The sequence below is a fragment of the Paenibacillus sp. FSL W7-1287 genome, from assembly GCF_038004245.1.
In the GTDB taxonomy this organism is placed as follows: domain Bacteria; phylum Bacillota; class Bacilli; order Paenibacillales; family Paenibacillaceae; genus Pristimantibacillus; species Pristimantibacillus camelliae.
In genome coordinates this window covers 2,134,373-2,149,763 of record NZ_JBBORD010000001.1, presented here as the reverse complement: position 1 = coordinate 2,149,763, position 15,391 = coordinate 2,134,373, and the positions used below count along the sequence as shown (strand labels likewise).

The 15,391-nt window shown below is 43.4% G+C and carries 11 protein-coding genes; 1 reads left to right on the top strand and 10 read right to left on the bottom strand.

Annotated elements, in window-relative coordinates; all coding sequences use genetic code 11:
* Window positions 1-12 precede the first annotated feature (12 nt).
* Entirely contained in the window at window positions 13-1,293 is a 1,281-nt protein-coding gene (locus NSQ99_RS09745) for a CapA family protein (RefSeq protein WP_251666512.1), read from the top strand.
* A 64-nt stretch (window positions 1,294-1,357) separates the two neighbouring features.
* Here the strand turns inward: NSQ99_RS09745 and NSQ99_RS09740 are convergent, their stop codons facing one another.
* From NSQ99_RS09740 to NSQ99_RS09695, 10 genes are all read right to left on the bottom strand, one after another.
* Window positions 1,358-1,849: a DUF4825 domain-containing protein gene (locus NSQ99_RS09740; RefSeq protein ID WP_340836352.1), complete on the bottom strand. Its 492-nt coding sequence runs from the start codon at window positions 1,847-1,849 to the stop codon at window positions 1,358-1,360.
* 26 nt (window positions 1,850-1,875) lie between these two features.
* On the bottom strand, window positions 1,876-3,117 hold the full coding sequence (locus NSQ99_RS09735) for an MFS transporter (protein ID WP_340836351.1): 1,242 nt from the start codon (window positions 3,115-3,117) through the stop codon (window positions 1,876-1,878).
* Between the two features lie 113 nt (window positions 3,118-3,230).
* Window positions 3,231-3,638, bottom strand: coding sequence for a MarR family winged helix-turn-helix transcriptional regulator (locus NSQ99_RS09730; RefSeq protein WP_251666515.1), 408 nt, complete (start codon window positions 3,636-3,638; stop codon window positions 3,231-3,233).
* Window positions 3,639-3,949: 311 nt separating this feature from the next.
* The gene (gyrA, locus tag NSQ99_RS09725; RefSeq protein WP_340836350.1) at window positions 3,950-6,412 is read right to left on the bottom strand and encodes a DNA gyrase subunit A; all 2,463 of its coding nucleotides are present in this window, start codon (window positions 6,410-6,412) and stop codon (window positions 3,950-3,952) included.
* A 12-nt stretch (window positions 6,413-6,424) separates the two neighbouring features.
* Window positions 6,425-8,389 (bottom strand): DNA topoisomerase IV subunit B, encoded by a 1,965-nt coding sequence (gene parE, locus NSQ99_RS09720; protein WP_251666517.1) that lies wholly within the window; start codon window positions 8,387-8,389, stop codon window positions 6,425-6,427.
* Window positions 8,390-8,736: 347 nt separating this feature from the next.
* Entirely contained in the window at window positions 8,737-9,933 is a 1,197-nt protein-coding gene (locus NSQ99_RS09715; RefSeq protein WP_251666518.1) for a M14 family metallopeptidase, read from the bottom strand.
* A gap of 221 nt (window positions 9,934-10,154) precedes the next feature.
* Complete coding sequence (locus NSQ99_RS09710) at window positions 10,155-10,439, bottom strand: YqkE family protein (protein WP_251666519.1); 285 nt, start codon at window positions 10,437-10,439, stop codon at window positions 10,155-10,157.
* 12 nt (window positions 10,440-10,451) lie between these two features.
* Window positions 10,452-11,630: a formate-dependent phosphoribosylglycinamide formyltransferase gene (gene purT, locus NSQ99_RS09705; protein WP_340836349.1), complete on the bottom strand. Its 1,179-nt coding sequence runs from the start codon at window positions 11,628-11,630 to the stop codon at window positions 10,452-10,454.
* A 79-nt stretch (window positions 11,631-11,709) separates the two neighbouring features.
* Entirely contained in the window at window positions 11,710-13,539 is a 1,830-nt protein-coding gene (locus NSQ99_RS09700) for an ABC transporter ATP-binding protein (RefSeq protein ID WP_445670545.1), read from the bottom strand.
* 10 nt (window positions 13,540-13,549) lie between these two features.
* Window positions 13,550-15,316, bottom strand: a complete 1,767-nt coding sequence (locus tag NSQ99_RS09695) for an ABC transporter ATP-binding protein (protein WP_340836347.1) — start codon at window positions 15,314-15,316, stop codon at window positions 13,550-13,552.
* Window positions 15,317-15,391: the final 75 nt, after the last annotated feature.

The following is a 15,391-nucleotide window of genomic DNA, read 5'->3' as shown; positions in this document are numbered from 1 at the left end:
GGACGTGATTATTTGAGACAAAAGCGACAATCAAAGCGAAAGCTGCTATGGATATTCAACAGTGTGCTGCTCATCTTTATAGCTGCGGGAGCCCTATTGATATTCATACTATTGAATTCAAAGGATGCAGCTCCACAAGACCCTAATAACAGCAGCCTTAACGAGCTATCAGCCCAGCAACCAGGCAGCAGCGTAGCTCCAACACCATCGCCTACTTCTACTCCAGAGCCTACGCCTACACCACCACAGTATACGGATGCTGTGTGGATCGGTGTTGGAGATATTATGAGCCACACCCCACAGCTCCCTGGTGCATACGACAAAGCGACAGACAGCTATAATTTTAAAGACGTCTTTTCACCGATTGCTGACATTGTTGCTGATGGTGATTGGGTAATGGCTAACTTAGAAGCACCGATGGCTGGCAAGGATTACGGTTATACTGGCTATCCGTTGTTTAACGCACCAGTTGAACTCGCACAGGCATTATGGGATAACGGCTTTAACATCCTCTCTACCGCTAACAACCATACGCTCGATAAGGGTGTAACTGGTGCAATGCTTACACTCGATCATGTTCAGCAGATTGGTTTTACAACAGTGGGATCAGCGAGAGATGCTGAAGAAGCAAATACGAGTGTCATCGTTGAGCATAATGGAATCGCGATGGGGCTGCTGTCTTATACGTACGGTACAAACGGCATTCCGATCCCTGAGGGTAAGGAGTATATTGTAAATTTGATTGATCAGGAACGTATCATTGAGGATATGAATCGACTACGTCAGGATGGCGCAGATGTTATTACGATTGCGTTGCATTTTGGTAATGAATATCAGACCCAGCCCTCAGAGGAACAGAAAACATTGGCTCGAGCTTTAATTGCAGCGGGAGCAGACATTATTGCGGGCTCTCATCCCCATGTATTGCAGCCTTACGAGCTAGTGACAACAGTGGATGAACTTGGAGCCGAACGACAAGGCCTAATCATATATTCCATGGGGAATTTCATCTCTAATCAACGTGGTGACTCTAAGGACTATGGTGCAATATTTCGCGTAGATCTTAGAAAGCACTACGATACAGGTGCTATCGAAATTAAAGATGTAACGGTCACACCAACCTGGGTTCATCGCTATAAGCCAGATCAATACTACAGATATCGTGTGTTACCAGTCGAAAGCACGCTAGCTGCACGTGATGACGTCTTGTTAAAGCAATCCGATTATGAAGCACTTGAAGCAAGTCATATGATGCTTACCGATCGTCTGTCCTCCATGCTTGATAACGAATAGATGATTGCATTGCCAGAACATAAAAAAGCTGCAGCCTAGAATCGAATCTAGACTGCAGTTTTTTTTATTCAACAAGAACAAAAAATTGATTAATTTTGTCCTCATCCTCTAAAAATTGTTGCATTAATTCTTGTAATTCATCCTCGCTAGTATACCCACCTAGCTCCATACCGTACCATTTTTGAACTGCCTGCTTCTCCAATTTATATTGGTAATCATCGCCAAAGATAAACGTAATCCAATCCACGTTTTGAATTAATGCAAATAGAAATGTTGCGTTATATAGGACCGTTTGCTTCACGCTCTTCTCTGACATTTCAGCATAATCACTATATGTTATTACTACCCCGTATGGTTCAGATTTCGTTATAAGCTCGAAGCGTTCTACTTCTTCTCCGCTCCGTAATTGTTGTAAAATATTGCCTACAGCACTATTATCACCAACATACGAGCCTTTGTAATGAAATAAATCCTCATTCGGCTTACTAGACTGACACCCACTTAAGACAAGTAACACACCTATTGACATCATTATAAAATTAATAAATTTCCGCACTCGATAACTCCTTTATGAACAGCTCATTAGATCAGTTGCTTTTGCTTTTTTAGATGTGTATACATCATAATGGACAATATTGCACACAGCAGTGCGCTTACACCAATAAACAAATATCCTGCTTGATATCCTCTAAGCACAGCAATCGCTGGTTCTGCACGATACATATGCTTAACCCCACTAATAATTAATCCGATTACATAATTACCTATTACTGTGCCGATACCCATAATCGTCACAATAAAGCTAATAACAACGTCACTGTCATTCGGATAGCGCTTAGCGATAAATGCCATAACTGTAGGATAGATCGGAGCTACACCAGCACCTGACAGGGCAAAAAATATGGCATAGCCTTCCCCTCCCAGGACAGCGAAAAACGTACATATTGCTGCAAACATTGACACGATAATTACCGAAAGAGTATAACCGATCCGATCAATAATAGGTCCAAGTAAAAGGCGAGCTAATGAAAAACCGATAAAGAAATACGACAGCATTGCCGATGCAGATAAAGTGCTCCACTCATAGCTTTTCTCAAGGTAGTTAACTAACCAGCCTCCGACTGACAGTTCGGCAATTACGCCGAATGTTAGTATGCCAACAAGCAGCCATAAGGAATAATCACTCGCTAACGTACGTAACGATTTACGATCCTCAGCCTTAATCTCATCTCCTGGAAATTTCCCTAGTACAGTTGGAATAATAGGAATAAGTGAAAAGGCAAGAACGATAAAATACATCAATCCCCATTCGACGGTGTAGCCCATAATCGTAATGCTCATTAGCCCCGTTGCTAATAGCGGAGCAACAATTGAGCTTAGCCCGTAGAAGAAATGTGCTAGGTTCATCATCGTACCTGTATTTCTAGTAAAAATACGCGCTGCGAGAATGGCCAGACCGATCTCCAGCATCCCGTTCCCAATATAGAGCAGGAAAGTCGAACCGATCAAGAAGGAATAGCTTTTCGAAATCCAAATCAATAATCCAGCAACGATCATTGACGAGAAAGATATGACCGAGGTGGCTTTAATTCCTATTTTACGAACAAGCAAACCAGTAAACATGCAAGCAATTAAATACCCTAGCGAATTTAATGACAGCAACGTTCCAATCTGCGCTTCATCTAAATCAAAAGACAGCTGTATGCGTGGTATGGCTGGTCCTTTAATATTTTCCGATAAACCAAAAATAATAAACCCTAAATAAACGGTTAGTAGCTGCCAAATATAATTTCGTTTTTTTCTTGGTGCTGGTATTGACGTCATCTGATTCTCCCTCTGTCATAAAATTCCCACGGAAAGACCGCTGCTCGTGCCAAAGCATGCCTTTAGCACGAGCAGCGGTCCTTTAACATGGTTCAATATATAGAATAGCTAGATTAGGATGAACTAGCAACCTTGCCTAGTAGATAGACAAGCAGCTGTTGGTTATGACTAGATATCCGGTCTAGTGATTGCTCGATGACTGATTTTCTTATGTTAGAGCCTCTTACAGCTTCCGCGAAACCCTTTTCAGTCACCTGAATCCATACTACACGTCGATCACGCTCATCACGCTCACGTGTAATCAATTCATTTCGCTCCATACGATCAAGTATTGTCGTAATCGCTGCAGGTGTTGTGTTCAAATACTGAATGAGGTCAGAAGGCTTCATCGCCTCTGATTCCAGCAATAGTTCTAAAATATGTAACTGTCCTTCTGTCAATGGTGCTAATTCCTGCTCTAAGGTAAGTTTCCAATCTCGTGACAGCTTGTTCCATAGCTTAGAAAAATCTTCGGCTACCATGCTCCACCAACTTTCTGACGTTCTTCTACTTTATATTATACTAATCCTAATTGTCGAAAGAAAGATTAATGCAATTAATAGTTTACGATAAAATATGCTGCATTGCGGAAGCTTTTCCTACAAATCAACATAATCGCCAGCATTCATTGTAGTATCTTGCGGAAAGGTTGGGAATTTTGCATGCGCCAAATAAATAAAAAAGCGCTCTGCATAGCATTTAGCTATGCTTACAATTCAGCTTTTGCTGAACAGTAAGCATATGACTAAAGCTCCTGAGCGCCACTTGAATCATAGTGTTTGTAGCTGGATTATTAGTTCTCAGCTTTCGGCTGCTGAATACGATCCGTTACTGAGAATAAAATTAACAGCTGCTCTTCCTTCTCTAGCTGGAAGATCGTTCGACCTGTTGATTTTCTTTCCTCGATGATTGTTTTCTCAGATTGAACAATTTGCATCAATCCTTTATCTGTAAAGCCAGCTAATTCAATGGGTTCACGGCAATAGAAAGCAGACAATAATCGTTGTCCGTTGCTTCTTACTCGTTTACCTTCCTTAAACTCAAACGTTTGGACGCCTTTACCACCGCGTCCTTGAATTGGATAATCAAGCAAGAGCGTACGTTTACCATGACCAGTATCGGAAACGACTAGTACTTCACCTTCATCATTCTCAACCCATAATGCGGCAATGATCTCGTCATCCTCCCGCAGCTGTATTCCTTTTACTCCACCAGCTGCACGGCCCATGGCATTTACCTCTGTTTCGTAGAAGCGGATCGACATACCAGAAGCAGTAACGAGCATAATTTGCTTGGACGAATCGCTAATTTTAACCTCGATCACCTCATCGCCTGCAGCAACCTTACAAGCTGCGATAGCGGTCGAGCGAGTTGTTGCATACTCTTTTAGCTCTGTTCGCTTCACCTGTCCTCGCTTCGTCACAAATACAAGGCTTTGGTCCATATTAAAGTCCTTCACCGGTATCACTGCAACAATGCTGTCATCCTTAGGCAATGGAATAATGTTGACAATTGCTGTCCCAGTATCCTTCCACTTAAACTCAGGTACCTGATGAACAGGCAATAAGAAATACTGTCCATTTTTCGTGAATAGAAGCAAGTTATCGAGCGTGTTCACCGACAAGCAATGGGTAATCACATCTCCGTCCTTCACCCCTGCACTATCCATCTCTCCGCCTGAACGTGTATAAGAAAGCATACTGGTTCGCTTCACATAGCCTTCATGGCTAAGTGTAAATAGCACATCCTCAGCATTAACTAGAACCTCGAGATTAACCTTCAGCTCTTCGATCTCAAGTTGAATGTCAGAGCGTCGCTCGATCATATAAGCTTCTTTAATTTCAAGCAGCTCTTTTTCAATGACTCCAATTAGCTTTTTGTCGCTCTCCAGAATCGATCGGTAATATTTAATCTTCTTTATCGTATCGGCATGCTCTTTTTCAAGGCTCGTTATTTCGAGATTCGTCAATCGATACAATTGTAATGTTAGAATGGCATCTGCTTGTCGCTCCGTAAACTGGAACTTCGCAATTAAATTATCGCTCGCATCAGCACGATTTTTTGAAGCTTTAATTGTTGCGATGACATCATCAAGCAGATTCAATGCTTTAACTAAGCCCTCCAACACATGTGCACGGTCTTCTGCTTTTTCAAGCTCATATTGTGTGCGATGTGTAACGACTTCCTTCTGATGCTCAATATAAGCTGAAATAATGTCAATAAGTCCTAGCTGCTTCGGTGCTTTGTTAACAATAGCTACCATATTAAAATTATACGTAACCTGCAGATCGGTTTTTTTAAGCAAATATGCGAGAATCCCGTTCGCATCAGCGTCCTTTTTTAGCTCAACAACAATACGCAGTCCATTGCGTCCACTCTCATCACGTACCTCGGCGATACCTTCAACCTTTTTTTCTAGTCGAATGTTTTCCATAGCGGTAACGAGACGAGATTTGACAACTTGATATGGAATTTCTGTAATGACGATTTGCTGCTTACCACCGCGAAGCGTTTCGATCTCCGTTCTGGAACGAATATAGATGCGTCCTTTTCCTTTTTCGTACGCATCACGAATCCCTTCTCCCCCCATAATAATGCCGCCTGTAGGAAAGTCAGGACCTTTCACTATATTCATCATTTCATCTAAGCTAATGTTTGGATTGCGCATATAGGCAACGCTTGCATCAATAACCTCTCCCAGATGATGAGGCGGGATTTCCGTTGCAAAGCCTGCAGATATTCCGCTAGAACCATTGACGAGCAGGTTAGGGTAGCGAGCAGGAAGTACAACCGGCTCCTTCACCGTATTATCAAAGTTATCTTTGAACAGCACTGTGCGTTTTTCAATATCACGCAGCAGCTCCATTGCAATCTTGGAAAGTCGTGCTTCTGTATAACGCATTGCAGCTGCCGGATCATCATCCTGTGAGCCCCAATTTCCATGTCCATCGATGAGTGGATAGCCCATTTTCCAAGGCTGTGCCATCCGTACCATACCTTCATAGATCGAGGAGTCTCCATGCGGATGATAATTACCCATTACATCCCCTACCGTCTTAGCAGACTTGCGGTAAGGCTTGTCCGGTGTATTCCCAGAGTCGTACATCGCATATAGAATACGACGCTGTACAGGCTTTAGGCCGTCACGCACATCTGGAATAGCACGATCTTGAATAATGTATTTGGAATAGCGACCAAATCTGTCTCCGACAACCTCTTCGAGAAATGCCGGTAAAAATTGCTCTAACGGTTCCATCTATTTCGCTCCTTACTCCTCATATTCTGTAAAGTCAACATTTTCAATGATCCAGCGCTTACGTGGGTCTACTTTATCCCCCATCAGCGTCGTTACGCGACGTTCTGCTTTAGCTGCATCATCAATATGCACCTGCAATAGCGTTCTCGTTTCTGGATTCATCGTTGTTTCCCACAGCTGGTCAGGGTTCATTTCCCCTAAGCCCTTATAGCGTTGGAGCTCGAAGCCTTTCATTTCCTTCGTATAGTTTTGCAGCTGCTCATCCGTCCACGCATAACGTACCGTATTCAGCTTGCCTGATTTTTTTGTAATTTTATAAAGCGGTGGCTGTGCAATGTATACCTTGCCACTATCGATAAGTGGGCGCATATACCGATAGAAAAATGTAAGCAGAAGCACTTGAATATGTGCACCGTCCGTATCCGCATCTGTCATAATAATAATTTTATTGTAATTACTTTCCTCGACAGAAAATTCCGAGCCGACTCCCGCTCCAATTGCTGATATAATTGCACGATATTCATCGTTTTTCATAATGTCAGCAAGCTTTGCTTTTTCAGGATTCATTGGCTTCCCTTTAAGCGGAAGAATCGCTTGATGCTTAGAATCTCGTCCTTGCTTCGCTGAACCGCCAGCAGAGTCTCCCTCTACGATAAACAGCTCATTGCGGCTGAAATCCTTTGACTGAGCTGGTGTTAGCTTGCCACCAAGATTCGAGGATTCACTTCTTTTTTTCCCTGATCGAATATCCTCGCGTGCTTTGCGAGCTGCCTCTCTCGCTTTAGCTGCTTGTACCGCTTTTTTAAGCAGTGATTGGCCAACCTGTGGATTCTCCTCAAGAAATACATTCATTCGCTCCGTGACAACTGCATCAACAGCACCACGAGCTGAGGAGCTGCCCAGCTGATCCTTCGTCTGACCGACAAATTCGACCTCAGCCATTTTGATGTTAATAACGGCAATCATCCCTTCACGGAGATCATTACCATCTAAATTCTTTTCCTTTTCCTTCAGGATGCCTGCCTTACGTGCATAATCATTCATAACCCGAGTGTATGCCGTCTTGAAGCCTGTCTCATGTGTACCACCACCGCGTGTCGGAATGGAATTGACAAACGAAACAATCGTCTCCGTATAGCCATCGTTATACTGCAGGGCGATCTCGACCTCGATATCCTCGCGCTCTCCAGTATAATGAATGACTTCATGCAGTACAGACTTTCCCTCGTTCAAAAACTCAACAAATTGACTCGCTCCGCCTTCATAATGAAAAACATCCGACGTATTGGTACGTTCATCCTTAATCATTACCTTAAGTCCTGAGTTTAAGAACGCAATTTCCTGCAGTCGATCTGCTAATGTATCATAATTAAAGGAAATGCCTTGCTGGAATACACGAGTATCCGGTTTAAATGTAACCTTTGTACCCGTACGATTCGTGTTCCCTATAATGTCTAGCCCAGTTACGGGCTCCCCGACATGCTCTTTTCCTTGCTCATCGATCCAATACTCAAATCGCTGCTTATAAATTTTACCTTCACGGAATATTTCTACTTCCAAATATTCTGATAGCGCATTCGTAACGGAAGCACCAACACCGTGTAATCCGCCTGATTTCTTGTATCCGCCACCGCCAAACTTACCACCAGCATGTAATATCGTAAACACGACTTGCGGTGTAGGTATACCAGATTTATGAATAGCTGTAGGTATTCCGCGTCCGTTATCCTGAATCGTAATCGAGCCATTTTTATGTATAGTGACATCGATATTTGAACAAAATTTCGCCAAATGCTCATCAACCGCATTATCAATAATTTCCCATACGAGATGATGTAGGCCCGAATTGCCGGTGCTCCCAATATACATCCCTGGGCGCTTTCGTACTGCAGATAAACCTTCTAATATTTGAATATCATCAGCGCCATATTGCTCTGATTTTGGAACGTCATTAAAAAGATCGATTTGCTCTGCCATGATCTTCCCCCAATCAACAACCAATCATTGTCACATCTTTTAGTATTTTAGTGTAATTCCTCGTCCACGTAAAGCTAACATATTTACACTATAAACATAAAACTGTAGTTTTAGCAAACGTATTCTAATAATGATACGCTTAATTGCACCTGCTATGATTCTCATCAGGCATTCGAAATGCGAACACACATTCTACTATAGAAGACTCTTTTTTGCAAGTTACGCAAGGTCTTGCACTATTGCAAATAAGAAAGCATGGCAAAGAAGCAAGTGCATGAGCTACTTACTGCCTTCTCACACTACTTGCTTCTCTTGATCATCATATATTACAACGCATTAGCTTTAACTCAGCTATAGGCGCTCTTCATCGCTTCAATAATAATAACATTTGCAGCACGTGATACAGACTGGAACTGTGACAGTGGTAATGGGTTTTGGCCTAGACCCAATTCAATGGTGAAACCTGGACGGCGCCAGTCCTGGATAAACCAATCCTTATAGCCTGCTGTACTGTTTACATAACGGATTGCACGGTAGCCGCTCGCCTGTGCCATTCGAGTTGCATAAATCTCAGACTCTGGCGGCTCCAAGCCCTCAAAGCCCCAATAAATTTCCTCGCCCTGTGTATGCAGCGCGAGAACACGATTAAAGCTACGCTCTCGCGTGAGCTGTGCGATCGCTTGAACCTCAGGCTCGGTAAGTGGAGCTGTTCCCGAAAAGTCTCTTGGCGCAGGCTCTTGTGGCCCTTTCACAGCATCCACCTCCCATAAAGCAGGAAATTGCTTATTCAAGTCAACGCCGCGTATGTTGGCTTTCCAGCCGGTAAAGTCGGTTGATCCGTTATTAATTCTAAGCACCTCTGAGCGGAAAGGCTCCTCCCATGGCGCCCCGTTTATGGCCAAATTAACTCCATCAGGATTAACCATCGGCACAAAGGACATCGTATTCATGGCATAGAGCGGAAACATAAACTGACCCTCAAGCGGGGTGCTATTCGTGACTGCCAGCATATAATCATTAATAAATGTCATTAATGCTCCTGTCGTGATCCATTCATTGGCATGAATCGCCGCATTTACATGAATCTCAGTTGGACCATTACCTACTCGTAGCTCGATAATATCTCTCCCCATTACACTTTTTCCAATAGTATGTGTGGAAAGATTAGGATAAATTCTGCGCAGCGTTTCCATATCCTGAAGCAGCTGCTCATATGTGTAATTTTTCTCTCCATTGATCACTCGACTTGTTACACGGCTTGGAAGTACAATCTTCGTACCGATTTGCAGCTGCTCGCTTTCCAAGGTAGGGTTGCTTTGCAATAGCAAATGTAACGATATATTGTTGCGTTTAGCAATTTGCCAAAGCGTATCCCCTGCTACAACCGTATATTCATTCCACGTATAGCCTGGTATATTGACCAGATCACCTACCTGTAATGTCGAGCCAAGTGAAGGATTACTATCTAATATTAGCTGCAAGGGGACATCAAACATTACACTAAAGCCCCACAGCGTATCGCCAGGACGTACGGCAATTTGCATCGTAATCACCCTCTCATAGCTTTCTCCACTAGTAGCCTATGACAAATGCCTATAAAACGTTCCTATAATATACGCAGTACAACAACGGCGCTCACGCTTAAACACATTGAAAAACAGCAATGAAGACGAAAAAAGCCGACTTTCCTAAGTTAACCGGCATCTTTCGCTCAAGTATTCCTTAGAAAAATCGACTTCCTTAACGCGCTCTATACGTTTATTGCTTATTTGTACTTGCTCCAGTTTGGATCGGAGTTCTCGAGCAAATAGTTAAAGTCATTCTCCAATCGTTTTCGTTCCGCTCTCTCTGCTTCAGCCTTGCGAGCCGCTTCCTCTTCCCTGCGCTGCTTCTCATTCTGCTCCATAGCCTCACTTTGTGCCTTAAGCTTCGCGAGTGTATCAGCATTTAACAGCTCTTTCAGACTAGCTCCAGAAGCTACCGTATCCTGACTTGCAGGCCGTGCAGCCTTTGTTCGCTGCTGTGACATCTTCTTTTGCTTCTTACCCATTTTCTCACCTTCTTATAATTCCTCTATCGATAGACTTGACGCTGCACGACTTGCCAGACTCCGTGCCTCTTCCACTGTACCTGCTGACGATAAAGCTACAGCCATCCTACGGCCAATCTTCGTCTCAGGTTTACCAAATACACGAACAGTTGTATTTGGAATAGACATCGCTTCCTCTAATCCACCGATTGCGAATTGCTTCAGCTCTGCATCAGATTTTAATGTATGCGTCGCTGCAGGCGTTAGCAAACGAATCGTAGGGATTGGTAGTCCCAAAATCGCACGAACATGAAGCGCAAACTGTGACCAATCCTGTGAAGCCATCGTGACCATCCCTGTATCATGCGGACGAGGCGATACTTCACTGAACAGTACACCATCCTTCGTTAGAAATAGCTCCACACCATAAATTCCATAGCCACCCAGCTCATCCGTTATGCTACGTGCGATATGCTCTGCTTGCTCAATCTGCACTTCACTCATCGCATGAGGCTGCCAAGATTCGATATAATCTCCGTCACGTTGAATATGGCCGATCGGATGGCAGAAGCTTGTGCCTGACACAGAACGAACGGTAAGTAGTGTAATCTCCGATTCAAACTCAACAAAGCCTTCCACGATGACACGACCCTTTTGCGTACGACCGCCTTCCATCGCATACGTCCAGCAAGCAGCGATCTCATCCTCGTTGTGGCAGATGCTTTGACCTTTACCAGATGAGCTCATTAATGGCTTAATGACGCATGGAAAGCCAAGCTTATGTGCAGCGGTTCGCAGCTCATCGAGTGAATCAGCAAAGGCATATGGTGCAGTTGGCAAGTCTAGTTTTTCTGCTGCTAACCTGCGTATTCCTTCACGATCCATTGTAAGTCTAGCTGCTCTAGCAGTAGGCACAACATGGAAGCCCTCTGCTTCAAGCTCAAGCAAAGTCTCTGTTGCAATGGCTTCGATCTCTGGAACGATATAGTCGGGCCGTTCCTGTTCAATTATCGCTCGAATAGCAGCCCCATCCTGCATATTCGTAACATAATGACGATGCGCCACCTGCATCGCAGGAGCATGCTCATAACGATCTACAGCTATCGTCTCAATGCCGAGACGCTGTGCTTCGAGTATTACTTCCTTGCCAAGCTCTCCTGAGCCTAGTAGCAGCATTTTTTTGGCATGCTGTGAGTACGGTGCACCATACATAAGAAAAGAACCTCCTTGGAATCATCGACCTCATCGGTCATTATTCTTCCATTATTGAGGTTCTTCTCTTAAAAATCAACTATACAAATCGATACTGCGCTTTAATTAAGCCGTGATAGACGCCTTGCTCCGCCATCAATTGCTCATGGTTGCCCTGCTCAACGATTCGTCCGTGATCGAGCACAATAATATCGTCAGCGTGTCTAATCGTTGATAGACGATGTGCAATCATAAACGATGTACGTCCTTTTAGCAGCACCTTAAGCGCTTCTTGAATCTTTAACTCCGTATCGGTGTCAATGCTTGCTGTTGCTTCATCTAGAATGAGTATCTTTGGATTCGACAGCAGCGCACGAGCGAAGGATAGAAGCTGCCGCTCACCCATTGACAGTACGTTACCACGCTCTTCGACCTGCGTATCGTATCCGTCCGGTAAGTTCATAATGAAGTCATGTGCATTAACCGCCTTCGCCACACTTACAATTTCATCATGCGTTGCATCAAGCTTACCATAGCGAATGTTGTCGCGAATCGTACCTGAGAATATGAATGTATCCTGCATCACGAGTCCAACCTGCTTACGCAAGCTTTCTAATGATACATCTCGAATATCCATGCCATCTATTAATACGCGGCCTTGAACAGGGTCATAGAAGCGACATAGCAAATTGATAATCGTACTTTTACCCGAGCCCGTATGACCGACTAATGCAATGGATTGACCTGCTTTTACATTAATCGAAATATTTTTCAATGCTGGACGATTCGGCTCATATTCGAACACAATGTTCTCAAAGGATACATCTCCGCGAATCTCAGGAAGTGGCTTAGCGTCCTCCTTCTCAAATACCGTCGGCTTCTCATCGATAAATTCAAAGATACGTTCAGAGGAAGCCATCGCGATCAACAGCTGCGAATAAAGCTGGCCTAAACGGTTAATTGGCTCCCAAAAATGCGCCATATAGGTAGAGTATGCGACGAGCAAGCCGACAGAAAACAGTTCTACGCTAATTAAATACGAGCCGTACCAGTACAAGATACATGCACCAAGTGCTGCGGTTACCTCAATGATCGGACCAAAGCTTTGGTTCATCGCCGATGCTCTATTCCAAGACTTAAGGTTAGAATCATTCATCTGCTCAAAAAACTTGATATTGTTTTTTTCCTGTACAAAGGCTTGTGTTACCTTCATCCCTTGAATGCTTTCATTCAAATGAGAGTTGATCCGAGAGTTTTTCATACGTACTTCCTGCCATGCAAAACGAATCTTTTTGCGCAAGGAGGTAGAAACGAAAAACATAATCGGTACAGTAACCATAACCGCTAAACCTAGCTTAAAGTTCATCACTAGCAGGATAACGATGATTCCCGCGAGCTGAATAATATCCATTAATAAGTTAACAACACCGTTAGTGAACAGATCCTGCAATGCATTTACGTCGTTCGTGACACGTACGAGCACTGAGCCTGCTGGGCGCTTATCAAAAAAGCGGAAGCTTAGCTTTTGAATATGTGTAAAAATATGACTGCGGATGCTTAATAGCACCTTTTGACCAATAATATTCGAATGCTTAATGCGATATTGGTTCGCGAACATTTGAATAATATACATACCTAGCATTGTCGCTCCCAGCAGCCACAGTGTAGACTTCTCTCCAGTTCCATCAACCGGATGGATAATATTATCGATTGCATAATAGATTAACAGTGGTACACCGAGCCTTGTTAGCGTTCCAATCAACATCATAATAAGAACTGGAATTAGCTCGCGATTATGAGGCTTCAAGTAAGTGTAAAGCCTACGCATTTGCTGCCAGTTAAAGCTTTTTTCTATCGCATCATCATCGGTGTAGACGAAGCGATCACGTTTTGTTGTTTCATTCGCTGCTGCTTTATTCGTTGCCAAGATCTCTCACCCCCTATTCCTGATTGCCCGCTGCAAGCTCAAGCTCGCCAGGAAAATCTGCATATTGAATTTGATACGTTTCACGGTATGGACCAGGCAGGTGCACGAGCTGGTCATGAGTTCCACGCTGAACAATATTACCTTCTTCAAGCACGATAATCTCATCAGCGAATCGCAGCGAGGAGATACGATGTGCAATAATAAACGTCGTTCTACCTGCCATTAATTGCTTGAAGCCTGCTTGAATCTCATGCTCTGTCTCCATATCAACAGCACTTGTTGCATCGTCGAGAATAAGAATTTTAGGATTTTTAATAAACGCGCGTGCAATAGCAATACGTTGCTTCTGGCCGCCGGACAATCCCATGCCTCGCTCGCCGACTACTGTGTCATAGCCAAGTGGCATCTCCATAATGAAATCATGTGCTTTGGCTAGCCTTGCTGCTTCCTCAATCTGCTCATGCGTCACACCCGAGATTCCGTAAGCAATATTATCGCGAATCGTTGCAGAGAACAGGAAGGTCTCCTGGAACACTGGTGCGATAATGGAGCGCAAGCTATGCACATCAAGGTGTTTAACATCAATACCATCGATAGTAATTGATCCCTGCTTCACATCGTAAGCGCGCATCAGCAATTGTATAATTGTCGATTTCCCTGCTCCTGTTGCCCCAAGTAATCCTATAACCGTGCCGGCAGGCGCGTGAATGTTAATATCCTTAATTGCTGGTTTTTTATCAGGGTAATTGAAGGTTACTTGGTTAAACGATACATCGCCTCTTGCTGTTCTTGGATCTAAAACGACAGCATTGGACTCACTTTTAATGTTAATCGGCTCGTTAAGTAGTGTTAACACGCGTTCACTTGATGCTTTAAACTGTGTGTAGTTGTTAATATGGAACCCTAGTCCCCATAAAGGACCGATAATGTACCATATCAAGCTAAAAAACGCTACAAAGTTGCCTAGTGACAGCTCTTTATTGATAACTAAAATGCCACCGACAATAAACAACACAATAACACAAAGGTTCGCAGCCGTTTCCATCGCTGGGAAAAATTTTGCCCACTTAGAGGAAGCCTCAATCTGATTCGTTCTGAATTGCTCGCTTCGTTCAGTAAATTTATGAACCTCATAGTCCTCTTGCGCATATGATTTTACTGTGCGAACGCCTGTAATATTTTCTTGCACAGCAGTCGTTAAATTACTCATTGCTTTACGCATCTCACGGAAGATCGGATGAATCTGTCCCTCAAAGCGAAACGCTAATAGTAATAGCAGCGGTATCGGCAGCAGCGTGATGAGTGTAAGCTTCCAATTCATCATAATCATTGCCGTGCCGCCAAGTACAACCATGAATAGTACATTCAAGAGCTGTGCAAAACCAAAGCCAATGAAATTTCGAATCGCTTCCAAATCTGCAGTTAAACGAGACATCAAATCTCCCGTTTTCGCTTTATCATAATATTGGAAAGATAACGTATTCAATTTCTCATACAGCGTGTTTCTCATTTTCGTTGCAACTCGGTTACCTAATCTGCCGCCGCAAAATCCGTGTAAAAATTGATTAATTGCCTTCAAGCAGACGACCCCAACAACCAAAAGTGAGATAGGTGCTACCAACTCGAAATTGCTAGGCATAATTACATTGTCGATCAAATAACTTACCAGGTAAGGCTGAACCAGTCCAATTCCAGTTGCAAGTACAAGAAAAAGTATTGCTCCGACAATAAACTTTTTCTCTGGTGCATAGAATCGCTTCAGCTGCCTAAATATTTCCAAAACGGTCACTCCTCACTTATTTTAGATATGAAGAATCTTATCAACTCGCTTGTTGTTGAGCAAACATCAATATAA

Bases quoted from the DNA above. Each gene is read 5' to 3' on its own strand.
- NSQ99_RS09735 (WP_340836351.1), bottom strand. From the start codon at position 3,117: ATGACGTCAATACCAGCACCAAGAAAAAAACGAAATTATATTTGGCAG.
- NSQ99_RS09730 (WP_251666515.1), bottom strand. From the start codon at position 3,638: ATGGTAGCCGAAGATTTTTCTAAGCTATGGAACAAGCTGTCACGAGAT.
- gyrA (WP_340836350.1), bottom strand. From the start codon at position 6,412: ATGGAACCGTTAGAGCAATTTTTACCGGCATTTCTCGAAGAGGTTGTC.
- parE (WP_251666517.1), bottom strand. From the start codon at position 8,389: ATGGCAGAGCAAATCGATCTTTTTAATGACGTTCCAAAATCAGAGCAA.
- NSQ99_RS09715 (WP_251666518.1), bottom strand. From the start codon at position 9,933: ATGCAAATTGCCGTACGTCCTGGCGATACGCTGTGGGGCTTTAGTGTA.
- NSQ99_RS09710 (WP_251666519.1), bottom strand. From the start codon at position 10,439: ATGGGTAAGAAGCAAAAGAAGATGTCACAGCAGCGAACAAAGGCTGCA.
- purT (WP_340836349.1), bottom strand. From the start codon at position 11,630: ATGTATGGTGCACCGTACTCACAGCATGCCAAAAAAATGCTGCTACTA.